We start from the raw sequence: 25,722 nt of genomic DNA, 5'->3' as shown, positions 1-25,722 counted from the left end.
AGCCTAAGCCGCGCGATTGGTTGACGGCTCAACGCGGCGTGTGTGACCTGTCACTGTCCTCCAGCAGGGCCTGTACTTCGTCTGCTCGGGCCGACCCGTAGCGGCGGTAGATCGCCAGCGCCTGCTGCCACTCGGCCACCGCCTGGCCTGGTCTGCCCGCCGCCTGGTGCCAGCGGCCGAGACCGACCCGGGCGGCGGCTTCGGAGTCCCACAACTCGTGCGTGATCGCGAGCTGGAGCGACTCCGCGTACAGCTCGGCGGCTTCGTCGAACCGCTCGACCGTGACCAGCAGCCGGCCGAGATGGCCGAGGATCTCCGCGAGCATCAGCTCCAGCTTCTCCTCGCGGTAAGCGGCGAGAGAATCCCGGTACAAGGTCTCGGCCTCGGCGTACCGGCCGGTCTCCTCGAGTGATTCACCGATCACGCGGTATCGCATGGCCAGCTGACGCGCCGGCGGATCGTCCTGCCGGAACAGTGCGACCGATCGCTCGAAGGCGGCCATCTGCGCGGCGTGGTCGTGCTCCTTGCCGGCGATCATCCCGAGCACGAGCTCGGCCCACGACTCCGCGCGCGGCTCGGGCCGGGTGGAGATCAGCCGCGCGATGACCGCCTTGGCCTCGGACAGCTCGCCGGCGCGCTCCAGCGCATGGGCGAGATTCAGCAGGCAGGACCGTTCGAAGTCGCGGTCGCCGAGCGCGGCCGCCATCGGCGCTGCCCGGCCGAGGTGCTCCGCGGCGGCGGCATGCTCCTGGAGTTCGCCGTAGACGAGGCCCAGGTCGAAATGGATCATCGCGGCGGCCACGTCGTCGTCCACCCCGGCGAGCACCCGGATCGCTGCCTCGCCGATGTCGCGCCACTCGACCCAGCGCCGCCGCACCAACCCGAACGCATTCATCCCCGCCGCGATCCGCACCACCGCCAGCCGCTCGGCCGGCGGGCCGCTCTCGGCGACCCGGACCGCGCTCACCAGGGTCGCCCGGTCGGCATCGACCAGCTCGATCGCCTGTTCCGCCTCGGCGATATCCTTGGCCTGCTCCGACCACTCCGGTGCACGCCAGTTCTGGGTCAGCTCGCCCGGCTCGGACAGCTCGTCGATCCGCCAGAGCAGCGCGAGATACTCCGCGAGCACCCGCTCCTGAACAGCCTGTACGCCGGACTCGCCCAGCTCGGCGTCGGCCAGCTCCCGGCCGACGGACCTGACCAGATCGTGCAGCCGGTAGCGGTGCAGCGCAGGCGTCTCCAGCAGGTGGACATCGACCAAGTGCTCGATCGCGTCCTCCGCCGCACGCATTCCGATGCCCAGCGCGGCGGCCGCGAACCGCAGCGAGAACTCGGTGCCGGGGAGGATTGAAATCACCGGCAATGCCCGCGCCGCCGTCTGAGCCATCGACCGGTGATCTGCTGCCAGGGCGTCGATCGAGAGTTTGAGGCTGGCCCGGACACCCTTGTCATCGGTGGACAGCACGGCCAGCCGGGCCTCTTCGTCATCGAGCTCCCGCGCCAGCTCCTCGACTCGCCGGCCCGGACGCCCGGCCAGATAGCTGCCCGCGATCCGCAGGGCGAGCGGCAGCCGGCCACACAGCTCGGTGACGGCACGAGCGGCTTGTGGCTCCTGCTCGACGCGGCCGTCACCGACCACGGCGGCGAGCAACCGGACCGCGTCCTCAGAGGTCAGCACGTCGAGCTTCAGCTGCCGGATGCCGGCGAGGTCGATCAGCTGGCGCCGGGTGGTGATCAGGACCGCCGAGCCGGCCGTCCCGGGAATCAGCGGCCGGACCTGGCTGCTGCTCACCGCGTCGTCGATCAGCACCAGCACCCGCCGGCCCGCGAGCGCCGAGCGATAGCGAGCGGCCGCGATGTCGACGTTGTCCGGGATCTCCTCGTCGGGGATGCCGAGATCACGCAGCAGCCGGCCGAGCGCTACGAGCGGATCGAGCGGCTCACCACCGGCGTGGCCGCCCATGCCGACATACAACTGTCCGTCCGGGAACTCGGCGGCGAGCCGGCGGGCGGTGTGTACGGCGAGGGCGGTCTTGCCGACGCCGCCCATGCCGGCCACCGAGACCAGGACCACGCCCGCCGACGGGCCCGCCGTACCGGACAAGATCCGCAGCAGGTCACCGATCTCCTCCGAGCGGCCGGTGAAGTCGCCGATGCCGGCCGGCAGGTGATCCACCGGTGCCGTCGCCGGCCGCCCGGCGAGCTCTTCGAGTCGCAGAACGTCGTGCTCGGGCAGCTCCAGCGCGGCCGACAACTGCTCGATCGTCGTCGGCCTCGGGCGCAGCCGCCGGCCGCCCTCGAGCGCACGGATGCCCTCGACGCTGAGACCGGACCGGTCGGCCAGTGCCTCCTGGGTCAGTCCGGCCTCGGTCCGCCAGTGGCGCAGCAGCTCGGCAACGGTCGGCATCGTCGCGGCCGCGAGGTCGTTCAGAGGCCGGCGAACAGGTCGTGTTCCTGGCCGTCCGGGCCTGGTGCCGCTGTGCCCTTGACGAGGCGGTAGTGCTCGCTGGCCCAGATCTGGTGGCCGTTGTTGTTGGACAGGGCGAAGAACGGGCCGTCGACGGTGATCTGGGTGGCGTGCGCCTTCATCGCGTTCATCTTGCGATCGACGTACGCCTCGCCCTCGATCACACAGTCGATCAACCGGTCGGGGGTGATCATCTTGTACTCCGCGTCGGGGTCCATGCCCTCGAACGTGGTGGTGTCACCGGCGTCGCGGAGTCTGCGCAGGCTGTCGCGGAAGCTGTTCTCGGACATCGCCATCCAGTAGATCTTCGCGACGTCCCAGGGCTCGCCCAGGTCTTCGCGGTACGACCGGGCGGCGGCGAGCGCGGCCGCATAGGTGGCGACGCGGTGGGCCTTGATGTGGTCGGGGTGCCCGTAGTTGCCGAACTCGTCGTAGGTGACCAGGACCTGCGGACGGATCTCGCGGATGATCGGGACCAGGTCGTTCGCCGCCGCGACCAGGTCGGCCTGCCAGAAGCTCTCCGGCCGGGTCTGCGGCGGGACGGCCGCGTTGCCCTCGTCGTCGTAGATCATCCCGGTGTCGCGGTACTTCCCCGGGCCGCCGAGGAACCGGTGGTCGGTCACGCCGAGCTCGTCCATCGCGGCGGCCAGCTCACCGATCCGGTGCCGGCCGAGTTGGTCGGTCCGGTCGGCGGCCAGGTGCTCGAGCTCGGGAACCAGCACCTCGCCTTCCTCGCCGAGAGTGCAGGTGACCAGAGTGACGTGGGCGCCTTCGGCCACATACCGGGCCATGGTGACGCCGTTGTTGATCGTCTCGTCGTCGGGATGGGCATGCACCAGCAGCAGCCGGCGGTCTGGAAGCTCGCTCATGCCGCCAGCCTACGTCGCTGCGCAGACAGTTCCCGGCGACCGCGGCGACCCCGCCGGCTGCTGGATCTCAGCCGAAGCGGCGGACCAGCAGACAGCCTGCCTGGAACCTCGACCGGGCGCCGAGCCCGGCGATCAGCGCACTGATCTCCGACCGCACGGTGCGCAGGGAAAGCCCCAGTTGCCGCGCGATCGCGGCGTCCTTGGCGCCGGTGGCCATCAGCCGGCCGATCAGCACCTGACGGTTGGACAGTTCGCTCGCGGCAGCCGCGGACCGGCGGCGCGACCCCAGCTCATAGACCTCGCAGACGACCTCCGGTGCGAAGTCCTCGATCCGCACCGCAGGAACAGCCTGGTAAACCGACATCCCCATCTCCTCCCCAGTTTGTCCAGCAGGCTCAATTCTCGATTGGTCCAGACCGGCTCACCAGGTACAACCCATACAGTTCACCCATACAAAAGCGCCGACCGAGGGGATGTACGGGTGGAATCCCAGTTCGCTGCCCTGCTCCGTCGGCATCGCACGGCGGCTGGTTTCACACAGGACGAGCTCGCGGCCGCGGCCAAGCTCAGCGTCCAGGCGATCAGTACCCTCGAGCGCGGCACGCGGCGCTATCCCCAGCCGGCCACCGTCGACGCCCTGGCCGACGCGCTCGGCCTCGACCCCGACCAGCGCGCCGCACTGATCTCCGCGGCCTCCCGCCGGGGCAAGACCGCCGCCGCGCACAGCAACCAGTCCACTCCCCCTGCGGCCGCCTCTCCCCGGCAACTGCCCTTCGTCAGCGGTGACTTCACCGGCCGGGTCCAGGAGCTCTCCGCCCTGGCGGAGTACCTGACCAGCGGCAGCGGTGTGCACGTGGTCGCCATCACCGGCATGGGCGGCATCGGCAAGACCTCGCTGGCCATCCATGCCGCTCACCAGCTCGCCGACCATTACAAGGACGGCCAGCTGTATCTGGACCTCCGTGGCTTCGGCATCGGGCCGCCACTGGACCCACTGGACGCCCTGACCTACCTGCTGGAGGACCTCGGCGAGACACCGAGCGCAGACCTCACCGTCGCGACGGGAAGACTCCGTACTGCGCTCGCGGGGCGCCGGCTGGTCCTGCTGCTCGACAACGCCTCCGACCAGGAGCAGGTCCGCCACCTGCTGCCGGGTATGGGTGGTTGCGCCGTGATCGTGACGAGCCGGCGCAGCCTGGCCGGACTCGGCGGCCGCCAGTTCCACCTGGGCGAGCCACCGCTGGACGAGGCGGTGGCGATGCTCCGGCGCATCTCGGAGCGCCCGGACGCACCGGAGGCGGAGTGCGCCGAGGTGGTGCGGCAGTGTGGCGGCCTTCCGCTGGCGATCCGGATGGCCGGTGCCCGGCTGGCCTCCCGCCCGAACTGGCCGGTCGCCCATCTGGCCGAGCGACTCGCGGACGGGCGTCGCAGGCTGGACGAGTTGCAGCTCGACGACTCCGGCGTACGGGCCACTCTGGTGCTGTCCATCGAGCAGTTGGCCGGCAGCGACGATCCTGTCGACGTACAAGCGGTGACGATGTTCGCGCTGCTCGGTCTGTCCGACTGTGTGGACCTGACCTCGGCACTGGCAGCCGCACTTTCCAATAGCCCCGAGCCAGAGGCTGTCGTCGTACTGGAGCGGCTTGTCGACGTGCACCTGCTGAACACGCCAGGTCCCGGGCGCTACCGACTGCACGACCTGGTCCGAGTAGCTGCTCGCGAGCTGGCCGAGCAGATGCTGACCGAGGAGGACAGAGCCGAGGCGAAGACCCGGTGGATCAAGCGGCTCTCCGCTGTGGTCTGGAAGGCCAGCGAGTACATCGGGCACGGCGTCACTCGCGAAGGCTGGCTCCAGCCTGAGTGGCTCGAAGGTGCCGACGATCTGACCAGCCAGGACGACGTGCTGCTCTGGCTCGACGTACAGCGGTCCAACCTCACGCCGACCTTGCAGCAGGCCGTCGTCGACCACCCGGAGCACGCAGTACAGCTCGCTGTGGGCCTGAACGCGTACTACGCCCTTCGCCGCGCCTGGCTCGAATGGCTCCAAGCCAACGAGGCGGTACTACGACTCGCCACCGAAGGCGACGACCGAATCGCCGAGGGACTCGTGCTGCACGACCTCGGCGCCGCCCACGCCGAGCTGGGCAACTACGAACAAGCCGTTGACCCCTTGCGCCGCGCCATCGTCGCGGCGGAGGCATCCGGCGACGGCAACCTGCAGGCCCTCTGCCTGAGCAGTCTCAGTCACGTCCTCGAACGCACCGGCCGGATCGCCGCCGGCATCCCGTACGCCGAACGCGCGCGCGAGATCGGCCTGCGACTGGGGATTCCGCCGCGGGCCGCCTGGGCCTGTCTGGCACTCGGCATGCTCTACCTGAAGACCGACGCCGCCGAGGACGCCCGGCGACTGTTCAACGAAGCGCTGGAACTCCTGGTCGACCCCGGCCAGGAGCGGTTCCGCGGCATGGTCGCGCAGAACATCGGTGTCGCCTACCGCGAGGCCGGCCAGTACGACGTCGCCGCCGAAGCGCTCCGGGAGAGCCTCGAGCTGTACCGCGCAGCAGGTGCCGCGATCTCGCAGGCAGAGGCACTCAATGAGCTGGGCCGGCTCTGCCTCGCGCAAGGTCGCTACGAAGAGGCAGTCGAGTACCAGAGCGAGGGCCTCGCGATCGCCGGCCAGTACGGCGACTGGTTGTGCGAGGCAGACATCCGCCAGAGCCTCGGTGAGGTACGCCGCGCCCAGGGCCTGCTCGCCGAGGCCCGCAGGGAGTGGCGCATCGCTCTGTCCATCCACGAGCAGCACAACACCCACGCAGCGGGCCCACTGCGTGCACTGCTCAACTCAGCCTGACGTCAACTGCTCGCGGAGAACAGGAAGGAACGGGCGGTCAGGAGCAAGCCAGTCGAGCTCGTCCAACTCGGCCGGGCCGACCCAGCGGATCTCGGCGTGCTCATGCAGAACCGGCTCGCCCGCGACCAGCTCAGCGAAGTACACGCGCAGCAGGTACCGGTCGCCGATCGGCTCCTCCAGGCCGAACGACTTCCCCACTGACACGTGCACACCGAGCTCCTCGACGAGTTCCCGCTCCCCCGCGGCCTCGTCGGTCTCGCCCGGCTCGACCTTCCCGCCGGGAAACTCCCAGCCGCCATCAGCTCCACCACGGCGCGCCACGAGCACCTGCCCGGCCCGGAGCACCGCGACGCCGATCACGACCTGCCTGTCACCCATGGGTGAGCACTGTGCCAGAAACTGTCGGCGCACTGGGGCAGGATGCGGACATGCCGTTGCAGAACAGGGTGTTGCCCACCCAGGAGATCGTGGCCGAGCCGGGCCGCGGTCTGCTGATGGGCAATCGCGGATCCCTGCACGGTGTCGACCGGCGGCTGGGGACGACCCGGTGGCGGTCGAAGGCCTGGATCTGCTGCGTGCTCGACTGGAAGGGCGTGCAGCGTGACCCGATGCCACCAGGACGCTGGACCGCGCTGTTCTTCTTCGACGAAGCCGTAGCACTTGCCGCCGGCCACCGTCCGTGCGCCTACTGCCGACGCCGCGACTTCCTCCTGTACGCCGGCGCCTGGGCCGCCGGGCACGGTCTGCCCACCCGCCCTCGCGCCGCCGAGATGGACGCCCAACTCCATCTGGAACGTGTCGAACCACGCACCCGCCGGCAACGCACGACCATCGCCGCACTGGCCGATCTCCCCACCGGCGCGATGATCCGGTACGACGGATCGCCCGCGCTCGTGCTCGACGGGTCGGTGCTGCCGTGGTCGTGGAGGGGCTATGCCGCAGCCGTGGAAGTGCCCGGCCACCGGGAGGTCGAAGTACTGACGCCACCGGCGAATCTCGTTGTCCTGCAGGGCGGATTCACTCCATTACTCCACCTGTCGGCCATCGGCAACTCAGGGGAACCTAAGTAGAAACACGCCGTACCGACAGGTCTTCCGTTGTGCGCCGAGCGAGGGCAAAGTGTGCCCATACTTACAGCGACAAAACCATCACTGGAGTCGGTATGGGCGACGGCAACAGCACTGTGGCAGCAGTGCAGCGTGCTCTCGAGGTGTTGCACACCACAGTGGGCAAGCTCAGCCAGGAGTACGGTGACACCCTCGGCGTCCGCCGGTTGGTGTCCGACGTGGCCAGGCTGAGTGACGACCTGGTAGAGCTCGGCCCTCCCGACCCGCATCACAGACCCGGACCTGTTCCGGAGGAACTCGAGGAGATCCCCGACGTGGAATACGACGCGTCCATGTGGACCGACGCGGAGCACGAAGGCTTCGGCGCACCTGACCGGCACGCTCCCTGATGGCCACGGGAGTCAGCGCCCCCGGGCGCGCGCAGATCAAGCAGAAGACGCTCCGGACCGATCGCTGGTGGCTGGCGCCCTTGCGGATCGGTGTGATCCTGGCCTTCTTCGTCGTCTACGCGACGGTCCGGATCTTCATGAACAAGTACTACTGGGTCGACGCGTACCACTACCTGACCCCGCTGTACTCGCCGTGCGTGACGTCCTCCTGTGTCGAGGGCTCGAGTCACCTGGGCACCTGGTTCGGGGACTTCCCCCGGGTCATCCCGTTCAGCATCATCACGTTCGTGGTGCTGGCCGGCTTCCGCGGCACCTGCTACTACTACCGCAAGGCCGGCTACCGCTCGCTCTTCTTCGCCCCGTCGGCCTGTGCCGTCCCGGAGCCGCACAAGAAGTACACGGGTGAGCGGAAGTTCCCGCTGGTCGCGCTGAACCTGCACCGCTACTTCTTCTACGGCGCGCTGGTCTTCGGTCTGCTCAACGTCTACGACGGCACGCAGGCCTTCCACGGCAAGGACGGCGGCTTCGGCATCGGCCTGGGCACGCTGATCATCTGGATCAACCTGGTGATGCTGTGGATGTACACGCTGTCCTGCCACGCCTGCCGGCACATCGTCGGCGGCCGGCTGAAGAACTTCTCCAAGCACCCGTTGCGCTACCGGTACTGGACCTTCGTGTCGAAGCTGAATCCCAAGCACGGCACGTACGCGATGATCTCGCTCTTCACCGTGATCATCACCGACGCGTACATCATGTCGGTCTCGGCCGGCTGGTTCTCCGACCTGCGCTTCATCAACTGATTCGGACGCATCACACTTATGACTGAGCTGGAACGACACCAATACGACGTGATCGTGATCGGCGCCGGCGGCGCCGGTCTGCGGGCCGCGATCGAGGCCCGCGAACAGGGCAAGCGCACCGCGATCGTCTGCAAGTCGCTGTTCGGCAAGGCGCACACCGTGATGGCCGAGGGCGGCTGCGCGGCGGCGATGGGCAACGCGAACTCCAACGACAACTGGCAGACCCACTACCGCGACACGATGCGCGGCGGAAAGTTCCTGAACAACTGGCGGATGGCGGAACTGCACGCGCAGGAAGCCCCCGACCGGGTCTGGGAACTGGAGACGTACGGCGCCCTGTTCGACCGCACCCCGGACGGCAAGATCAGCCAGCGCAACTTCGGCGGTCACACCTACCCGCGGCTCGCCCACGTCGGCGACCGGACCGGGCTCGAACTCATCCGCACCCTGCAGCAGAAGATCGTCTCGCTGCAGCAGGAGGACTTCGCGGCCACCGGCGACTACGAGGCCAACCTCAAGGTGTACGCCGAGTGCACGATCACCGAGTTGCTTCTTGACAACACAGCCGGCGACACCGCAGCTATATCAGGTGCCTTCGGCTACTGGCGTGAGTCGGGCCGCTTCATCCTGTTCGACGCGCCCGCGGTCATCCTGGCCACCGGCGGTGTCGGCAAGTCGTTCAAGGTCACCTCGAACTCGTGGGAGTACACGGGTGACGGGCACGCCCTGGCGATGCGGGCCGGCGCGACGCTGATCAACATGGAGTTCATCCAGTTCCACCCGACCGGCATGGTCTGGCCGCCGTCGGTGAAGGGCATCCTGGTCACCGAGTCGGTCCGCGGTGACGGCGGCGTGCTGAAGAACTCCGAGGGCAAGCGGTTCATGTTCGACTACGTGCCGGACGTGTTCCGCGCGCAGTACGCGGAGACCGAGGAAGAGGCCGACCGCTGGTACAAGGACGCCGACAACAACCGGCGGCCACCGGAACTGCTGCCGCGTGACGAGGTCGCCCGGGCGATCAACTCCGAGGTGAAGGCCGGCCGCGGTACGCCGCACGGCGGTGTCTTCCTGGATGTGTCGTCGCGGCTCCCGGCCGAGGAGATCAAGCGCCGACTGCCGTCGATGCACCACCAGTTCAAGGAACTGGCGGACGTCGACATCACGGCCGAGCCGATGGAGGTCGGGCCGACCTGTCACTACGTGATGGGTGGCGTCGAGGTCGACCCGGACACCGCGTCGTCCGTCGTACCGGGTCTGTTCGCGGCCGGTGAGGTCGCCGGCGGCATGCACGGGTCGAACCGGCTGGGCGGCAACTCGCTGTCCGACCTGCTCGTGTTCGGCCGCCGGGCCGGTGCCGGCGCGGCGATGTACGTCGAGTCGCTCGGCCAGAACCGGCCGAAGATCGCCGAGGCCGACATCGACGCGGCAGCGGCCGAGGCGCTCGCGCCCTTCGAACTCGAGGGCGGCGAGAACCCGTACACGATCCACCAGGAACTGCAGCAGTCGATGAACGACCTGGTCGGCATCATCCGCAAGGCCGAGGAGATGGAGCAGGCGCTGGCGAAGCTGGCCGAGTTCCGTGGCCGGATCGCGAAGATGACGGTCGAGGGGCACCGGCAGTTCAACCCGGGCTGGCACCTCGCGCTGGACCTGCGCAACATGCTGACCGTGTCGGAGTGCGTCGCGAAGGCGGCCCTGCTGCGCGAGGAGTCCCGCGGCGGTCACACCCGCGACGACTTCCCGGGCATGAACGCCGACTGGCGCAAGCTGCTGCTGGTCTGCTCGCTGCAGGCCGACGGCGGGGTCGACGTGGTCAAGAAGGACCAGATCCCGATGCGCGAGGACCTGCTGGAACTGTTCGAGCTGGACGAGCTGAAGAAGTACCTGACCGAGGAGGAACTGCCGGCATGAGTTACAAGGGCAAGTTCCGGGTCTGGCGTGGGGATGCCGAGGGCGGTGACCTCAAGGACTACGAGGTCGAGGTGAACGAGGGCGAGGTCGTCCTCGACGTCATCCACCGGCTGCAGGGCACCCAGGCGCCGGACCTGGCGGTTCGGTGGAACTGCAAGGCCGGCAAGTGCGGCTCCTGCAGCGCCGAGATCAACGGCAAGCCGAAACTGATGTGCATGTGCCGGATGAACACGTTCGAAGAGGACGAGGTCGTCACGGTCACGCCGATGCGCACCTTCCCGGTGATCCGTGACCTGGTCACCGACGTCTCCTTCAACTACCAGAAGGCCCGCGAGATCCCCGCGTTCACGCCGCCGGCCGACCTGAAGCCGGGCGAGTACCGGATGCAGCAGGTCGACGTGGAGCGCTCGCAGGAGTTCCGCAAGTGCATCGAGTGCTTCCTGTGCCAGGACACCTGCCACGTGATCCGTGACCACGAGGAGAACAAGGAGTCCTTCTCCGGTCCGCGCTTCCTGATGCGCATCGCCGAACTGGACATGCACCCGCTGGACGCCGCCGACCGCAAGAACGCGGCCCAGGAGGAGCACGGCCTCGGCTTCTGCAACATCACCAAGTGCTGCACCGAGGTCTGCCCCGAGCACATCAAGATCACCGACAACGCCCTCATCCCGATGAAGGAACGCGTCGCCGATCGCAAGTACGACCCGATCGTCTGGCTCGGCAACAAGATCCGCCGCCGCACCCCGTAACACCCCGGAAGGCCGCCCGCAGCTACGAGCTACGGGCGGCCTTCCGCGTTCCAAAGCACAACTATCAATTCTTCTTTGGTAGTTGTTGCTGTTCTATTTTCGGGTTTTCAGCTCTTGGCGGCTTTCGCGAATTCTGTGGTGTAGGTCTTGGCGATGTCGATGGTGTCCTTCTTCGGCTTGACCGCCGGGGAGAACTTGCCGAGGACCGCGAGCGCGTTCTTGGCGCCGTCGGGGTCCATCACCCCGGTGGCGTTGAACATGCCCTTGGAGTCGGTGATCGACTTGATGTAGAGCTGCTTGTCGGTGCCCGCGTAGTCGGCCGGCATCTTGGCGGCGATGGTCGCCGCGTCGTTGCTCGTGATGAACCCGAGCGTCTTCACGAAAGCGTTCGCCAGCTTCTGTACGACGTCCTTGTGCGCGGCAACGTAGTCGCACGCCATGTAGAGCGAGCTCGCCGGGTACAACCCTCCGAGCGCCTTCTTCGTGCCCTCCTCGGTCCGCAGGTCCAGCAGGATCTTGCCGTCGCCCGTCTTCGTCAGCCGTGCGACGGTCGGGTCGGTCGTCATCCCGGCGTCGATGCCGCCGGAGTTCATCGCGGCGATGAATGTCGAGTCCGCGCCGGCCTTGACGGTCGTGTAGTCGGCCGTCCCGACCCCGGCGTTGCCGGCTAGGTACTGGGTCAGGAAGTCGGTCGACGACCCGGCACTCGTGACGCCGAGCTTGCGGCCCTTGAAGTCCGCCGGGCTCTTGATCGTGCCGGCCTGGGCCTTGGACACCATCTCGACCTCGCCCGGCACGTTCGCGAACTGGACGACGCTCTGCAGGCACTTGCCCTTGGCCTGCATGTCGATGGTGTGGTCGTAGAAGCCGACGACCCCTTGGGCCTGGTTGGCCAGCAGCGCGGTCTCGGCGGTGACGCCGGCGGGGGTGTCGACGAGTTCGACGTTCAGCCCCTGGTCCTTGAAGTAGCCGAGTTGTTCGGTCAGTTTGGCCGGCATGTAGATCACCTTGGCCGCACCGCCGACCATGATGGTGACCTTGTCCGAGGACGACGAGCCGGACGACGTACCGGACTTGTTCTGGGTCTGGCAGCCGGTGAGGACGAGGGCGGCGGCCAGCACGGGGACGCCGATTGCAGCAGGACGGATTGTCACGGTTGTCTCCTAGGGGAAGTCAGATGGCGGCGACGAAGGATGCCTGGGCCGGTGGACGCCAGCGCAGCAACCGCCGTTCGGCCAGGCCGAGCACGACCTCGGCCAGCAGTGCGAGCACGGTGGTGATCAGCATTCCGGCGTAGATGCCGGCTGCGTCGAAGGAGCCTTGGGCGGTGCTGATCAGCAGGCCCAGACCCCGGGTGGCGCCGGTGTACTCACCGACGATGGCGCCGATCAGGGCGAACCCGAAGGCGGTGTGCAGGGACGCCAGGATCCACGACGTCGAACTCGGGACCACGATCGACCAGAGCACCTGGCCCCGGCCGGCGCCCAGGATGCGAGCGTTGTTGACCAGGTTGCGGTCGACCTCGCGGGCACCCTGGAAGGCGTTGAAGAAGACCGGGAAGAAGACCAGCACGAACGCGGTGGCGATCTTGGACTCCATCCCGAGCCCGAACCAGATCACGAACAACGCCGCCAGCACGATCCGCGGTACGGCGTTGAGGGCCTGGATGTACGGCGAGACGACCTCGGCAAGCAGCCGGGCGCGGCCGAGCAGGATGCCGAGGATGACGCCGACCAGCGAGCCGAGGACGAAGCCGAGAGCGGCCTCCTGCAGCGTCACGCCGATCTGGGCCCAGATCGAGCCCTGCGCGGTGCCGTCGGTGAACCAGATGACCAGCTTGTCCCAGATCAGGCTGGGCTTGGAGTAGAAGAACGGGTCGAGCCACAAGCTGACGGACAGCTCCCAGCCACCGAGGATCAGCACCAGCAGCAGCAAGCGGAGCGCATAGACGAGCGTCTTGTGCCGTCGCCGTACGGCGACGGCCGATCGGCCGGTGCGGCGGGAATCACGCAACACGAGAGGCTCCTGTCTTCCGGGCGATCGCGACCTCGTCGGACAGCGAACTCCACACTTCGCGATAGATGGCGATGAACTCGGGCGTCATCCGGATCTCCTCGACGTTGCGGGGCCGCTCCAGGTGGACTTCGAAGGTGTCCTTGATCCGGGCCGGGCTGGCGGTCATCACCACGACCCGGTCGGCGAGCGTGATCGCCTCCTCCAGGTCATGCGTGACGAAGATGACCGCGGCGCTCGTGCCGGACCACAGGTCGAGCAGTTCGTTCTGCATCAGGGCCCGGGTCTGGACGTCCAGGGCCGAGAACGGTTCGTCCATCAGCAGGATCGACGGCTCGTTGACCAGCGTCTGCGCCAGCGCCACCCGTTTGCGCATGCCGCCGGACAACTGGTGCATGTAGTAGTCCTCGAACCCGGCCAGGCCGACCCGGGCGACCCAGTCCCGGGCCAGCGCGTCGGCCTGCTCCTTCGGCTTGCCCTGCCAAAGGGGGCCGGAGGCAACATTTGCCAGGACGGTCCGCCACGGCAGCATGGCGTCGGCCTGGAACATGTACCCGACGCCGGACGGAATCCCCCGCACCGGTTGACCGTTGACGCGCACACTGCCCTCGGACGGCGGCTCGAGCCCCGAGACGAGCGACAAAGTCGTGGACTTGCCGCACCCGGTCGGCCCGACCACGGCCACGAACTCACCGGCCGTCACCTGCAGGGTGATGTCCTGTACTGCGGTGTGGGCGGTGCCCGCGCTGGTCAGGAACCGCTTGGTCGCATGGTCGATGTCGACCAGATAGCTCATCGCTCGCCCACCTCTCCTCGAACCCGCCGGCCCGGTTACGGGCGCCTTGCCGGCGGATGACAGCTCTGTTGCTTCGAAAAGGTAGGGAGGATTCGCGGCCACGGGATCCCTTGCCGTCGTTACCCGCCCATTCCCCATAGCCCGCGTTCTGCGCATTTCGCTCAGAGCGGGGTTTACGGTGGGCAGATGGTGGCTCGATTGCGCGGCATGCGCTTCACGCGGCAGCTCCTGCTGCTGCAGATCGGCCTGGTCGCGCTGGTCGTCGGCATCGGTTTCGGGCTGGTCGCCTGGCTGCTCGACCAGAGCCTGGAACATCAGTACGAGCAACGCGCACTCAACGTCGCGCGCACCGTCGCGGCCGAGCAGCACCTGGGTGATCTCGTCCGGGCCGGGGATCAGCCCGCGGTCCAGCAGATCGCCCTCAACGCCTCCCGGGCGACCGGGGCACTGTTCGTCGTGGTGACCGATGCGCGCGGCATCCGGCTCGCCCACCCGACCCCGGACCAGATCGGCAAACCCGTCAGCACGGACCCGTCCGAAGCGCTGTCCGGCCGCGAAGTGGTGAACATCGAGCGCGGCACGCTCGGGCTGTCCGCGCGCGGCAAGGTCCCGGTCCGTGACTCGGCCGGTGCGATCGTCGGTGAGGTGAGTGTCGGCTTCGACGCGGCCGAGATCCGGCACGCGCTGGAGGATCTGATCGGCGCCACCGCCCCGTTCGCCGTCGGAGCCCTGCTGCTCGGCGTCGCCGGTTCGACCTGGCTGTCCCGGGTGCTGAAGCGCGGCACGTTCGGGCTGGAACCGGCTGACCTGGCCGATCTGGTCCGCGAGCGCGAGGCGGTGCTGCACGGGATCGGCGAAGGCGTCCTGGCGGTCGACACCGACCGCCGGGTGACGATGTGCAACGACGAGGCGGTCCGGCTGCTCGGCCGGCCGGTGGAACCGGGGATCTCGCTGAGCGAGCTGGATCTTCCGCCCCGGTTGAGATCCGTCCTCGACGGCGACCGGGCGGACAACATCCTCACCGTGGCGGGTGATCGGGTGCTGGTGGCCAACCATCGTCCGGTCCATCGTGACGGCCGGGATCTGGGCAGTGTGCTGACGCTGCGGGATCGCACCGACCTGGAGCAGCTGACCAGCGAGCTGGACGCAGTACGGAGTATGACCGGGGCCCTTCGCGCGCAGCGGCACGAGTTCGCGAATCGGATGCATACGGTTCTCGGGCTGTTGCAGGCTGACGCGCAGGACGACGCACTGGAGTACCTGCGAGCCGTCACCCAGTTCCAGGACGCCGACTCGATCAGCGACTCGCCGGCCGTTCGATCCGCCACCATCCGGTCGTTCATGGCGGCCAAGACCGCCCGGGCGGCCGAGCTCGGGGTGACGCTGACGCTGTCCGAGGCCAGCTGGGTCCAGCAGCGGCTGGTCGCGCCGGTCGAGGTGGTGACGGTTCTGGGCAACCTGGTCGACAACGCCCTGGACGCGGCTCACGCGTCGACGCGTCGTCCGGGTGGGGTCGAGGTCGACCTGCTGTCGGAGGGCACGCGGCTGGTGATCTCGGTGGCGAACACCGGCGACGGGATATCGCCCGAGCAGACCGAGGCGATCTTCGTCGAGGGCATCTCCAGCCGCGGTACCGACCGGGGGCTCGGGCTGGCGATCGCCCGCCAGACCGCCCGGCGGCTCGGTGGCGACATCGCTCTGACGAACCTGGGCTGCGACGGTACGGAGACGGTGTTCGTGGCGCAGTTGCCCGACGTCCTGGAGGAGGCGGGCACATGATCGGCGTCCTGGTGGTGGAGGACGACTTCCGGGTCGCCCAGGTGCACGCGCTGCTCGTTGCCCAGGTCATCGGTCTGGAAGTCGTCGGAGTGGCGCATACCGCAGCCGATGCGCTGCGGCTGGCCGCCGACCTCGGGCCGGATCTCGTACTGCTGGACAGTTATCTACCCGACCGGCCGGGGATCGAGATCGCCGCTGAACTGCGCGCCGACATCTTCATGGTCACCGCGGATTCATCGGCGGCCTCGGTCCGTGCGGCGTTCGCAGCGGGTGCGCTGAACTACCTGATCAAGCCCTTCGGCTCCGAGCAACTCACGTCCCGGCTCCGTGCGTACGTGCGCTACCGGACGCTGCTGGGCGACCAGTCGGACGAGCTGACCCAGCAAGCGATCGACCGGGCCGTCGACGCACTGCACGAAGCCGATCGGCCGCCGACGCCGAAGGGCCAGTCGCCGGTGACGGCACGGCTGGTGACGACCGCCTTACGGCAGGCCGGTGGACCGCGGACCGCAGCCGATCTGGCTGCCCAGCTGGGCATCTCCCGGGCGACCGCCCAGCGGTACCTGGCCGCGCTGGCCGACGACGGGCGCGCAGTACTGAGCCTGCGATACGGCTCGACCGGACGCCCGGAACACCAGTACCGCTGGGCATCTCACTCTCGCGGGTGAACACCGATCCGGGGGCGGCTCCCCTGCCGGGGTGACGCGGCAAGGGCCGCTGCTGCCCTAGGGTCGCGATCATGGATGTGGTGCTGGTCGGGCTGATCAATGTCGGTGTGTTCATGGTCATCTTCGTGCCGGTCTCGCAGCGGCTGCTCGGCGTACGGTTCGGGCTCGGGCGGCTGGCGATCGGGGCCGGACTGACGCTGGCGATGTTCGCGCCGCTGATGAACGCGCTCGCCGGGCCGTTGCCCTGGACCGGGTCGACCGGAGCGGCGATCGCCCTGCTGGCGCTGGACGCGCTCTGCTCGATGCTGACCGGGCTGATCTTCCTGGTGCTGGCCGAGGCCGTGGTACCGACCGGTTCGTTGCCGAGGGCCCGCGATCTGCGGCGCGACCTGACCGGCCGGATCGCCCGGACGAAGCGCTACCTGCAGATCCTCCGGATCGCGATCCGGCACGGCCTCGGCCCGTACCTGCGCGGGCGCCGCCGGCCGGGCCGGGAAAACGCCGCCGGGCAAGCGGATCTCGCCCGCTCACTGAGGCTCGCCCTCGACGAAGCCGGCGTCACCTTCGTCAAGCTCGGCCAGGTCCTCTCCACCCGCAGCGACGTCATTCCGGCCTCCGTCGCGCTGGAGCTGAGCCGGCTGCAGGACCAGGTCTCCCCTGCTCCGTGGCCGCAGATCGAAGAAGTGCTCACCCAGGAGCTGGGCGCGCCGCCTCTGCAGGTCTTCGCCGAGTTCGGCCCCGAACCGCTCGCCGCCGCCTCGGTGGCCCAGGTCTACCCGGCCCGCCTGAGCGACGGCGAACAAGTCGTCGTGAAGGTCCAGCGGCCCGGTATCGCCTCGGTGGTCGAGCGCGATCTCGACATCGTCCAGCGGCTGGCCAGGACGCTCGAACGCAACACGGACTGGGGCCGCTCGATGGGCGTCCGCGCACTCGCCGCCGGGTTCGCCGACGCGATGCGGGAGGAACTCGACTTCACCGTCGAGGCAAGCAACATGACCAGCGTCGCGGCCGGCCGAACGATTGCTGCGAGCAACGACATCGTCGTACCGGAGTTGCATCCGCGGCTGTGCAGCCGGCGAGTGCTCACGATGCAGCGGCTGGACGGGATCCAGCTGGGCGCGGCGGCCCGCTCGATCGCCGAGCGCGGCCTGGACGCCGCCCGGCTGGCCAAGGCCTTGTTCGAGTGCCTTCTCGGCCAGGTCGCCATCGACGGCGTGTTCCATGCCGATCCCCATCCCGGCAACTTCCTGCTGCTCACCGACGGCCGGATCGGGATGCTCGACCTCGGCTCGGTCGGGCGGCTGGATCCGTCCACGCGCGAAGCCCTGCAGCGGTTCCTGCTCGCGGTCGACCACGGCGACCCGACGGCCGCGACCGACGCCCTGCTGGAGATCGTTTATCGCCCGGACACGGTCGACGAGCAGTCGCTCGAACGCGCGGTCGGCCAGTTCATGGCCCGTCATCTCGGCGCCGGCGCCGCCCTCGGGCCGGCGATGTTCAACGACCTGTTCAAGATCATCACCGCGCACGGACTCGGCGTTCCGCCCGAGGTGGCCGCGGTGTTTCGCGCACTGGCCACCATCGAGGGCACGATCTCGCGGATCTCCCCCGGCTTCGACCTGGTCGCCGCGTCCCGCCAGTTCGCGGCCGCCCATGTCACCGACCGGCTCGCGCCCGACGCGTTACGCCGTACGGCGACCGAGGAGCTGGCCACCTTGTTGCCGATGCTGCGCCGGTTGCCGCGACGGATCGACCGGATCGCGGCCGCGGCCGAGTCGGGCCGGCTGAGCGTCAACGTACGCCTGCTCGCCGACGAACGCGACCGGCGGCACCTGACCGGCTTGCTCCACCAGGCGTTGCTCGCGATCCTCGGTGCCACCGCCGGCCTGATGGCAGTCCTGCTCCTCGGTACGCCGGGAGGCCCGCAGGTCACCAGTTCGCTGAGCTTGTTCCAGCTCTTCGCCTACAACCTGCTGGTGATCTGCGCGGTGCTCGTCCTCCGGGTGCTCGTCCTGGTCTTCCGGTTGCCCGAGAGCCGCAGTTGACTTCAAGTTAGCTTGAACTCTCAGGATGGCGGGCATGTCCTTGACCGAAGCGCACAAGCCCAAGCTGTTCAGCGGACCGCACTTGCCCCTGGTGCTCGGGGTGATCGCGCTGGTCACTCTGGGCGCGTTCGAGAACCGGGCGGTCGGTACGGCGTTGCCGACGATGGTCCGCGAGTTCGACGCGATCGGCAGCTTCGGGCTGGCCAATGCCGCGCCCAACGCGAGCTACCTGGTGTCGCTGGCCATCGCCGGGCTCTGGGCCGATCGACGCGGCCCGATCCCCACCCTCCGGGCCGGTGCGATCACCTTCGCGCTCGCTCAGCTACTGGTCGGCACTGCGCAAGGGATGCCGATGGTGGTCGCCGGTCGACTGCTGAGCGGTCTGGCCGAGGGCCTGCTGGACGTAGCCCTGATGGTGCTGGTCGCGCGCGCACTGCCCGCCGTACTGCGGCCGCGGATGTTCTCGTTGTTCGCGGCGATGTGGATCCTGCCGTCGGTCCTCGGCCCGTTCGTGACGGGACTGGTGACCGAGCACCTCGGCTGGCGGTGGGTGTTCATCGGCGCGGTCGCCCTGTTGATCCCGAGTTGGTTACTGCTGCAGCCCGCGATGCAGTTGTCCGCGCGCAGCGTCGCGCCCGAACGCAGCCCGAAGGAGACGGCCGAACTGGAAGCGTGGCGATCCGCATTGCCTTGGGCGTTCGCCGCGTCGGTGGCCTTGTTCGCGATGACGCTCGCCGGGGATCACCTGCAGGCTCACCACATCGCGGGCGGTACGGCGATCGCTCTCAGCGTCGTGGTGCTCGCGCTGGCCGCCGTACGGGTGATGCCGCAAGGCACGTTCGTCGCACGTCGCGGGTTCCCTGCCGTGGTCGCAGTACGGGGGCTTGGTGGCGCCGCGTTCGCGGGGACGGGCGCTTATCTTCCGCTGCTGTTGACCTTGCGGCACGACTTCAGCCCGTCGAAGGCAGGGATCACGCTGTCGATCACCGGAGTGAGCTGGGCGTTCGGATCCTGGCTACAGGGCCGCGACCACGGGCTGCAGCGAGTGTCCGTACTACGGATCGGCCTGGTCCTGATGACACTCGGGCTCGCCGTCACCTCGTTGCTCGCCTGGAGCGACGGCGGCTGGGCCGGGTTGATCGGCTGGTCGTTCGCCGGCGTCGGTATGGGCCTGAGCTCGTCGAGCCTGTCGGTCCTCACTCTCGACCTCTCCGACGCGGGCAACTCCGGTCGCAACACCAGCGCCGGTCAGATGGCAGGAACGATGAGCATCGCAACCGCGCTCGCGGTCAGCGGCACGCTGCTGGCCTTGAACGCCTCGGATCCCGGCCCCTGGGTCTTCGGCACGATCATCGTCGCCAGCGCGGCCCTTGCTTTCGCCGCGCTCCTCACCTCGCACCGGGTCCGTCCGATCACCAGCTGACGGGCGGCTGCCTCCCGCCGCCGGGTGACGGCGTACCAGCACTGGCGCCGGCTGACGGCGTACTGGCACTAGAGTGTGCGCATGGCTGAGCTGCTGACGGACGACCAGATCGATGCCGCGATCCGCGACCACCTCCCGGAGTGGAAGGTCGACGAGAACGCGCTGGTCCGCAGCGTCAAGAAAGACAGCTTCCTGGACGGCATCCGGCTGGTCGCGACCGTCGCCCAACTGGCCGAGTCGATGAACCACCACCCGGACATCGACATCCGCTACACCACGATCACCTTCCGGGTCAGCAGCCACGACGCCGGCGGCATCACCGACGACGACCTCGTCCTCGCCCGCCACATCGACACCGCCGCCGGCTGACCCCTCAACCGCCGATCAGCCGGCTGGTTGCCGGATGCCCAGGACGACACCTTCCGGATCGCGGACGTAGCTGAGCCGGCCGACGCCCGGGATCTCCTGCGCCTCGTGGTCGGCGGTCCCACCGGCTGCGACCACCGCGGCGCAGGTGGCGTCGAGGTCGTCCACTTCGAGCCACACGATCGCGGGTTGCTGCTGGTACTCCCGCTTCATGATCGCGGCGTCGATCCCGTCCCCCGCTCCCGTCTCCGCCACCAGGTAGCCGTCGACGAAGCCCGACGGCGTGAGCTGCCAGCCGAACGCCTTGGTGTAGAACTCCGCAGCGGCGTCGAGCCCGGCAGCGGTGAGTTCGACATGAATGATGCGTCCCACGGTTCTCCTCCAGAGGTTGACCAGGTCAGTCTCCGGCCGGATCCGCACTCTCGTCTTGGACAGATCTTTCATGCATCAAGACTGCGATCCCGTCCTGAACCGCGCGGAACGACGACGCGCTGACCCCCGTGTACCGCTTGAAGTCCCTGGCCGCGTGCGCCTGGTCGTAGTACCCGTGCAGAGCAGCGAGCGTCGTCGCCGCGTCCGCCGGTCCGGCGATCAGCCCGCCGACGAAGCCGAAGTAGCGGATGATCTCGCCGAACTGCTTGGGACCGATCCCGGTCGCCCCCGAGAACGCCCGATAAAGACTGCTGTACGACGTACTCGTCCGCGCCGCCACTTCGGCCACGCTCACCGACCCACCGCTGTCCTCGATGATCCGGACCGCTCGCTCCACCAGCTCGACGTTGCGGACCGGATGTAGCCGGGTCGCGAGGAAGTCGGCCAGTTTGTCCGCCCGGGGTTGCCCGAAGTCGAGTTGCCGGAGGTCAGCGGCCAGGCGACCCGCAGTACCGGCGTCCGTCCAGTCGGCGATCGGGAGGACGCCGTCGACCAAACGGTCTTGGAGGCCGAGTGCTGCTGCGCCCCATGGTGTGAGTTCGGCGCCGACGTAGCTCGACGGACCGGACTGGGTCAGCAGATGAGGCCGTGTCATGATCCCGAACAGCGCGCCGTCGTTCGTCCAGGACGTGCCCGTCAGCGGGTCCTGCCGCAAGCCCGGCTGACCGAGCGCGATCGCGAGGCCGGGCCGTCCGTTCGGGATCAGGACCGCTCGCTTGACCTCGGTTTCGTCTCCCGGTGCCTCGACCATCCAGTAGTGCTCGACGGCGTACCGCTGGGCCGTGGGCGGTGGAAAACGACGATATTCGGGCATGCGGCAACGGTAGTAACTATTTGACGGTTACGGTTGGGTCGTGACGACTGCTGACGAGTACCGCCTGCTGGGGTTCACCGACGCCGATCGGGAGGCCGCCGAGAAGTACGAGGCCGATCCCGTGGCCGTGGCCAAGCTCGCCTCGGAACTCCGCCGCGAGATCGGCGGCTTCCGCGGTGAGGGTTCCGGGCCGACCATGCCGGACGACACCCGGGACTCGGTCGCCGCGTTCCTCGAGACGCTGCCGGACATCCGCCGGTACCACGCCGAGCGCGGGATCAGCGACGAGGTCAGCTGGGCCACCCTCGCGGATCTCGGTCAGCAACTCGACGTCAGCCGCCGGACCAACGGCGAGTACGGGCTCGAGACGCACTGGTGGATGACGATCCACTGGACCGGCGCGATCTACGCACTCGGCCGGCTGCAGTTCCTGCTCCACCAGGTACCGGACAAGAACCCGGTCCCCGGCGTCGAGCCCGGCGAATGGGTGATCGGCGTCCACATCCCCGAGACCGGCCCCCTCACCCCCGAGGCGGTCGACGACAGCTTCGCCCAGGCACGCGAGTTCTTCCCGCGCCACTTCCCGGATTACCCGGTGAAGACCGCGACCCTCGGCTCGTGGCTGATCGACCCCTACCTGCTCGACAACCTGCCCCAGGACTCGAACATGGTCCGCTTCGGCCGCCGCTTCACCCCGTACGGCGAACCCCGCGACGCCCAGGACAGCGCCATCTTCTTCACCTTCCGCAGCCACGACCTGGAGAACCTCGACAAATACCCCCAGGACACGACTCTCCAGCGCCTGGTGGTCAACCGCATCAAGTCCGGCGGCACCTGGCAGAACGCCTTTGGGTACTTGCGGCTCTGACTCGTACAACGCCCCACGCCCCTCCTGCGTCGGCGCTCCCGCCCACCCCGAGCCGCCGCTCCTCCGTCGCGGCTCGCTCCACCGTGTGGGCCATCTGTGGCGGGCGCTCAAGCGCTCGACCGTCCCAGCCAGTTCGCTGACGGCTGAGGGCCCGGGACCTCAGCCGCCAACGATGCAATCCAGCACCTCGGGCACCCCAGTCCAAGCGGGCTGCCGGGCGAAGTCGCCGGGCACATCGCCTCCCGCCACGCGTAAGCGTGGCGGGAGGCGCGTCGGGTCGCGTCGGACGGGAGCTGCCCGGGGTTGGCAAGCAACCGAGGCTCAGCCCAGGGTGGTGCCGCAGCGCCGAACCTTGGTGTCGGCAACAGCAGCCCCAAGCGACCAGCACTCTGGCGCGAGGTGCGACGTAGGAGCACCGGGTCGGGGTGGGCGGGAGCGGCGACGGAGGAGCCGTGTGGGGGATTAACCTCGCGGTACGCCGTTCTTCTCCAGCCACGTCAGCAGTTCGACGTTGCTGACGCAGCGGACGTCTGGCTGAGTGCAGGTGTCCTGGACGAAGCTGGTGAGGACGTCGGAGTACACGCTGTTGTTCCAGTGGTTGAAGTGGTTGCCGAGGAACAGCGGCGGGTTGCCGTGGGCTCGGGAGCGACGGAGCGCGAGCCGGTACGTGGCGAGGACCTGCGCCTTCAGAGCAGGCGCCTGTGATGCCGGCGCCTGGCGTGCTCCCGTCTGGGCGTACCAGAGGTTGTAGTCCATCGTCAGCGTGCTCTTGTGCGTCCCGGCCAGCTCGATCGACTGCAAGGGGAAGTTCCAGATCCCGTCGGTCTTCTTCGGCCAGGCGATGTAGCCGGGCTCGGACGCGTCGTACAGCATCCCGCGCTGTCGCATGACCTGCCGGTACGCCGAACGGTTCCCCTCCAAGCAAGGCGTCCGCATCCCCTTGACCGTGGCCGGGTCGAAGGGAGCAGCCAGTGGCTTGCCCGCGGCCAGCGTCGGCCCGTTCGCCACCATCAGATCGAAGGCCTTGAGCTCGTCGCTCCATTGCGCAGCGTTCCAGCTGCCGATCCCACTCCTGCCACAGAAGTGCCCGTTCGCGTGCGTGCCGATCTCGTGCCCCTCGGCGATCGCCTGCCGCAGTACGGCGGTCCGCCGCACCACTTTGTCCGGATCACCCCACCCGATCTCGGACGCGCCAGGCTTCTTGCCCGGCGGCTTGTAATCGGCCCGGTGCGAACCCGGGTAGAGATACGGCCCGGACAGGAAGAACGTCATCCGCGCGTTGACCTGCTTGGCGAGTTGTCGCCAGTGCGACCACAGCGTCAGATCGCCGGCACCGTCGAAGGACACGACCACGAACAGCGGTGGTTTGCCGTTCGCCAGCTTCGCCGGAAACGTTCGCGTCACCCGAGCCGCATTCGCGCCCTTCACCGGCGAAGGCGTCGGCGTGCTCGGTGTCTGCGGAGGCGTAGCTGTCGGCGTAGGTGTCGAGGACGGCGTCGACGACGTGCGCGGAGACTTGGAGGGCCTCGCCGAAGGCGTCGCCGCAGTACTGGGCTGGGATCCCTCCAACGGAACGTCGCCGCAGCCGGACACCAGCGCCGCGGCAATCACCGCCGCGCCGATCAGTACGCCGAACCTTCGCCTCACCACGCCTCTACTGACGCACGCTCCGGCGACCTGGTTGGCCCGGGACACACCGCTGCGCGAAAAGCGAACGTTCGATCGTTACCCGGCTGTGACCTTGGCGGCTTTGCGGCGACCGGCGATGCGGCGCGAGGTCTCCAGCACCAGACCGATCAGGAACGCCAGGCCGAGGCTGAACGCGAGCGCCTTCAGCGAGTCGTGCGCGAACGCGTCACCGCCGATGTAGCCGAGCAACGCGACGTACGTGTAGGCAATCGTCACGCCCGCGATGGTGAAGACGATGAACTTGCGGAACGAGTACGCCGTGGCGCCGGCGGTCAGCGTCGCCACCATCCGCGCACCCGGGATGTACCGGACCGTCATCAGCACCAGCCCACCGCGCGTGTGCAGCGCGTGCGAGACCTTCTCGTACATCGCCTGCCGCGCGTCCTGCCGCCGCATCCAGCGCCGCAGCGCCGGACCGGAACCACGACCGAGCAGGTAGCAGACCGATTCGCCGATCACCGAGCCGACCATCGCGACCACGATCACCAGCAGCAGGTTCTGGTGGCCCGCGGCGGCCGCCATCCCGGCGGTGACGACCATGCCCTCACTGGGCACGATCGGGAACACCGCGTCGACCGCGGCGGCCACGAAGAGAATGAGCAGCAGCCAGTGCGAGGCCATCGCCACACTCAACAGGTGTCGAACGACCTCCATCAACTGTGTCACGCACCGAGCCTCTCATCCGGTGTCAACACGAACCCAATCGGCGAGTGGCGCTCAGGCGGCACCGAGCCAGGAATTCATCCGCAGGGAGGCCAGAGTTTCCAGTGGGGCCCCGGCGAACTCCCCTGGCTCGCGACGCAGTGCCCGATCCCACACCAGTGCACGGGCGACCTTGCCGATCCAGCAGGCGAGGTCGAGTTCGGCGAGCAGGTCGGCCGGGTTGCCGAACACCTCGAGATAGGCGTCGCGCGGACGGCGTACGAGGTCGTCGTCGGGGTCGACCTCGAGCCAGCGCGCCAGCGAGCCGAGCGCGACCAGCATGCTGGAGAACGGGTGCGCGAGCACGCTGTCGCCCCAGTCGTAGAACTTGACCGTGCCGGCCGGGTCGCCGAGCACGTTGTTCGTGTGCAGATCGTTGTGATCCAGGCTGGCCCGGTCAGGCAGGTCGGCGCAGCGCGCGGCGAACTCGGCCCGCTGCCCGGATACCCACGCATGGTGCTCCTTGGCGATCTCGCTTCCCGACCCGGCGGCGTACCGGCCGGTCAGCTCCAGCGCTTCGTCCAGCCGCGCCGGCATCACCGCCGCACGCATATCGGTGACCCCGGCCGCGAGCAGATCCCCGGCATGCGGCATGAGGTCGAGCTGCAACTGCCCGTACTGCGGAAGCACGCTCACCAACGCCTCGGACCACCCGGCCGGCTCACCGAGTCGCTCCCGCAAGGTCGGACCGCCATCGGGCAGCAGCACCCAGCCGCGATCGACGTCCACACCGATCGGGTCGAGCACCCACTGCGGCACCACGGAGGCCAGCAACCGATACAGCGGTACTTCGAAGACCGTCTCGGGAGCCGGCGCCTTCAGCCAGACGGCTCCGCGCTCGGTATCGGCCCGCAGTACGGTCCCCCACGGCTTCAGCCGCGGCTGGGTCACTTCACCGACCCGCTTGATCCCCGCGGCTGTCAGCTGTTCGTCGAGCCAGTTCGCGGCGTCGGAGAGCCATTCGGCGGAGCTCCAGAGGGAGGTCGTCTCACTGGTTTCGCTGGTCGGCGAAGTCATGCCGGCC

24 protein-coding genes are annotated in these 25,722 nt (G+C 68.6%); 12 read left to right on the top strand and 12 right to left on the bottom strand.

All coding sequences use genetic code 11. The features are described 5' to 3' along the window. Positions 1 to 28 precede the first annotated feature (28 nt). The 3 genes from EV138_RS25250 to EV138_RS25240 form a co-directional block, all read right to left on the bottom strand. On the bottom strand, positions 29 to 2,407 hold the full coding sequence (locus tag EV138_RS25250; protein WP_133981242.1) for an ATP-binding protein: 2,379 nt from the start codon (positions 2,405 to 2,407) through the stop codon (positions 29 to 31). A gap of 20 nt (positions 2,408 to 2,427) precedes the next feature. Further along, positions 2,428 to 3,336, bottom strand: a complete 909-nt coding sequence (gene mshB, locus EV138_RS25245; protein ID WP_133981241.1) for an N-acetyl-1-D-myo-inositol-2-amino-2-deoxy-alpha-D-glucopyranoside deacetylase — start codon at positions 3,334 to 3,336, stop codon at positions 2,428 to 2,430. A 67-nt stretch (positions 3,337 to 3,403) separates the two neighbouring features. Continuing rightward, positions 3,404 to 3,700: a response regulator transcription factor gene (locus EV138_RS25240; RefSeq protein WP_232828501.1), complete on the bottom strand. Its 297-nt coding sequence runs from the start codon at positions 3,698 to 3,700 to the stop codon at positions 3,404 to 3,406. A 117-nt stretch (positions 3,701 to 3,817) separates the two neighbouring features. Between EV138_RS25240 and EV138_RS25235 the strand changes: the two genes are divergently transcribed. Beyond that, complete coding sequence (locus EV138_RS25235; RefSeq protein ID WP_133981240.1) at positions 3,818 to 6,187, top strand: ATP-binding protein; 2,370 nt, start codon at positions 3,818 to 3,820, stop codon at positions 6,185 to 6,187. On the opposite strand, the gene EV138_RS25230 is transcribed toward EV138_RS25235, so the two are convergent. Next, positions 6,179 to 6,565 (bottom strand): (deoxy)nucleoside triphosphate pyrophosphohydrolase, encoded by a 387-nt coding sequence (locus EV138_RS25230; protein WP_133981239.1) that lies wholly within the window; start codon positions 6,563 to 6,565, stop codon positions 6,179 to 6,181. The genes EV138_RS25235 and EV138_RS25230 overlap by 9 nt on opposite strands. Before the next feature lie 50 nt (positions 6,566 to 6,615). On the opposite strand from EV138_RS25230, the gene EV138_RS25225 reads away from it, so the two are divergent. The 5 genes from EV138_RS25225 to EV138_RS25205 all read left to right on the top strand — a co-directional run bounded on the left by EV138_RS25225 (position 6,616) and on the right by EV138_RS25205 (position 11,103). After that, on the top strand, positions 6,616 to 7,257 hold the full coding sequence (locus EV138_RS25225; protein WP_133981238.1) for a hypothetical protein: 642 nt from the start codon (positions 6,616 to 6,618) through the stop codon (positions 7,255 to 7,257). Positions 7,258 to 7,349: 92 nt separating this feature from the next. Beyond that, entirely contained in the window at positions 7,350 to 7,643 is a 294-nt protein-coding gene (locus EV138_RS25220) for an Rv0250c family protein (RefSeq protein WP_112244254.1), read from the top strand. Continuing rightward, positions 7,643 to 8,443 (top strand): succinate dehydrogenase subunit SdhC, encoded by an 801-nt coding sequence (sdhC, locus tag EV138_RS25215; protein ID WP_133981237.1) that lies wholly within the window; start codon positions 7,643 to 7,645, stop codon positions 8,441 to 8,443. The genes EV138_RS25220 and sdhC overlap by 1 nt, the downstream gene beginning before the upstream one ends. Positions 8,444 to 8,461: 18 nt before the next feature. Next, entirely contained in the window at positions 8,462 to 10,354 is a 1,893-nt protein-coding gene (locus EV138_RS25210) for a fumarate reductase/succinate dehydrogenase flavoprotein subunit (RefSeq protein WP_133981236.1), read from the top strand. After that, positions 10,351 to 11,103, top strand: coding sequence for a succinate dehydrogenase/fumarate reductase iron-sulfur subunit (locus EV138_RS25205; protein WP_133981235.1), 753 nt, complete (start codon positions 10,351 to 10,353; stop codon positions 11,101 to 11,103). Before EV138_RS25210 ends, EV138_RS25205 begins: the two co-directional genes overlap by 4 nt. 107 nt (positions 11,104 to 11,210) lie before the next feature. Here EV138_RS25205 and EV138_RS25200 read toward each other — a convergent pair whose 3' ends face one another. Genes EV138_RS25200 through EV138_RS25190 form a run of 3 tightly spaced genes read right to left on the bottom strand, consistent with a single transcriptional unit; the run spans position 11,211 to position 13,912 of the window. After that, positions 11,211 to 12,257, bottom strand: coding sequence for an ABC transporter substrate-binding protein (locus EV138_RS25200; protein WP_238158344.1), 1,047 nt, complete (start codon positions 12,255 to 12,257; stop codon positions 11,211 to 11,213). A 19-nt stretch (positions 12,258 to 12,276) separates the two neighbouring features. After that, positions 12,277 to 13,119, bottom strand: coding sequence for an ABC transporter permease (locus EV138_RS25195; RefSeq protein ID WP_202866817.1), 843 nt, complete (start codon positions 13,117 to 13,119; stop codon positions 12,277 to 12,279). Next, positions 13,109 to 13,912 carry an ABC transporter ATP-binding protein gene (locus EV138_RS25190; RefSeq protein ID WP_133981234.1) on the bottom strand — a complete coding sequence of 268 codons (804 nt, stop codon included), beginning with the start codon at positions 13,910 to 13,912 and terminating at the stop codon, positions 13,109 to 13,111. The genes EV138_RS25195 and EV138_RS25190 overlap by 11 nt, the downstream gene beginning before the upstream one ends. A 186-nt stretch (positions 13,913 to 14,098) precedes the next feature. Between EV138_RS25190 and EV138_RS25185 the strand changes: the two genes are divergently transcribed. The 5 genes from EV138_RS25185 to EV138_RS25165 all read left to right on the top strand — a co-directional run bounded on the left by EV138_RS25185 (position 14,099) and on the right by EV138_RS25165 (position 20,196). Continuing rightward, the gene (locus EV138_RS25185; protein WP_202866816.1) at positions 14,099 to 15,691 is read left to right on the top strand and encodes an ATP-binding protein; all 1,593 of its coding nucleotides are present in this window, start codon (positions 14,099 to 14,101) and stop codon (positions 15,689 to 15,691) included. After that, complete coding sequence (locus EV138_RS25180; RefSeq protein ID WP_133981233.1) at positions 15,688 to 16,359, top strand: response regulator; 672 nt, start codon at positions 15,688 to 15,690, stop codon at positions 16,357 to 16,359. The genes EV138_RS25185 and EV138_RS25180 overlap by 4 nt, the downstream gene beginning before the upstream one ends. Before the next feature lie 71 nt (positions 16,360 to 16,430). Beyond that, the gene (locus EV138_RS25175; RefSeq protein WP_133981232.1) at positions 16,431 to 18,404 is read left to right on the top strand and encodes an ABC1 kinase family protein; all 1,974 of its coding nucleotides are present in this window, start codon (positions 16,431 to 16,433) and stop codon (positions 18,402 to 18,404) included. 34 nt (positions 18,405 to 18,438) lie between these two features. Then, entirely contained in the window at positions 18,439 to 19,827 is a 1,389-nt protein-coding gene (locus EV138_RS25170) for an MFS transporter (RefSeq protein ID WP_133981231.1), read from the top strand. An 81-nt stretch (positions 19,828 to 19,908) separates the two neighbouring features. After that, a complete protein-coding gene (locus EV138_RS25165; RefSeq protein WP_133981230.1) occupies positions 19,909 to 20,196 on the top strand; it encodes a 4a-hydroxytetrahydrobiopterin dehydratase in 288 nt (95 codons plus the stop codon). A gap of 15 nt (positions 20,197 to 20,211) precedes the next feature. Here EV138_RS25165 and EV138_RS25160 read toward each other — a convergent pair whose 3' ends face one another. Then, a complete protein-coding gene (locus EV138_RS25160) occupies positions 20,212 to 20,565 on the bottom strand; it encodes a VOC family protein (protein ID WP_166678671.1) in 354 nt (117 codons plus the stop codon). A 25-nt stretch (positions 20,566 to 20,590) separates the two neighbouring features. After that, positions 20,591 to 21,439, bottom strand: a complete 849-nt coding sequence (locus EV138_RS25155; protein ID WP_133981228.1) for a helix-turn-helix domain-containing protein — start codon at positions 21,437 to 21,439, stop codon at positions 20,591 to 20,593. Positions 21,440 to 21,479: 40 nt separating this feature from the next. On the opposite strand from EV138_RS25155, the gene EV138_RS25150 reads away from it, so the two are divergent. Beyond that, positions 21,480 to 22,307, top strand: coding sequence for an acyltransferase domain-containing protein (locus tag EV138_RS25150; RefSeq protein WP_133981227.1), 828 nt, complete (start codon positions 21,480 to 21,482; stop codon positions 22,305 to 22,307). A 462-nt stretch (positions 22,308 to 22,769) separates the two neighbouring features. Here EV138_RS25150 and EV138_RS25145 read toward each other — a convergent pair whose 3' ends face one another. The 3 genes from EV138_RS25145 to EV138_RS25135 form a co-directional block, all read right to left on the bottom strand. Beyond that, positions 22,770 to 23,954 (bottom strand): polysaccharide deacetylase family protein, encoded by a 1,185-nt coding sequence (locus EV138_RS25145; RefSeq protein ID WP_133981226.1) that lies wholly within the window; start codon positions 23,952 to 23,954, stop codon positions 22,770 to 22,772. A gap of 78 nt (positions 23,955 to 24,032) precedes the next feature. Continuing rightward, positions 24,033 to 24,662 carry a DedA family protein gene (locus tag EV138_RS25140; protein ID WP_166678670.1) on the bottom strand — a complete coding sequence of 210 codons (630 nt, stop codon included), beginning with the start codon at positions 24,660 to 24,662 and terminating at the stop codon, positions 24,033 to 24,035. A gap of 51 nt (positions 24,663 to 24,713) precedes the next feature. Beyond that, positions 24,714 to 25,715 (bottom strand): aminoglycoside phosphotransferase family protein, encoded by a 1,002-nt coding sequence (locus EV138_RS25135; protein ID WP_133981225.1) that lies wholly within the window; start codon positions 25,713 to 25,715, stop codon positions 24,714 to 24,716. Positions 25,716 to 25,722 lie beyond the last annotated feature (7 nt).

Origin of the sequence: Kribbella voronezhensis, from assembly GCF_004365175.1 — a bacterium.
Lineage (GTDB): Bacteria > Actinomycetota > Actinomycetes > Propionibacteriales > Kribbellaceae > Kribbella > Kribbella voronezhensis.
This window is presented reverse-complemented; position numbering and strand designations above follow the sequence as displayed.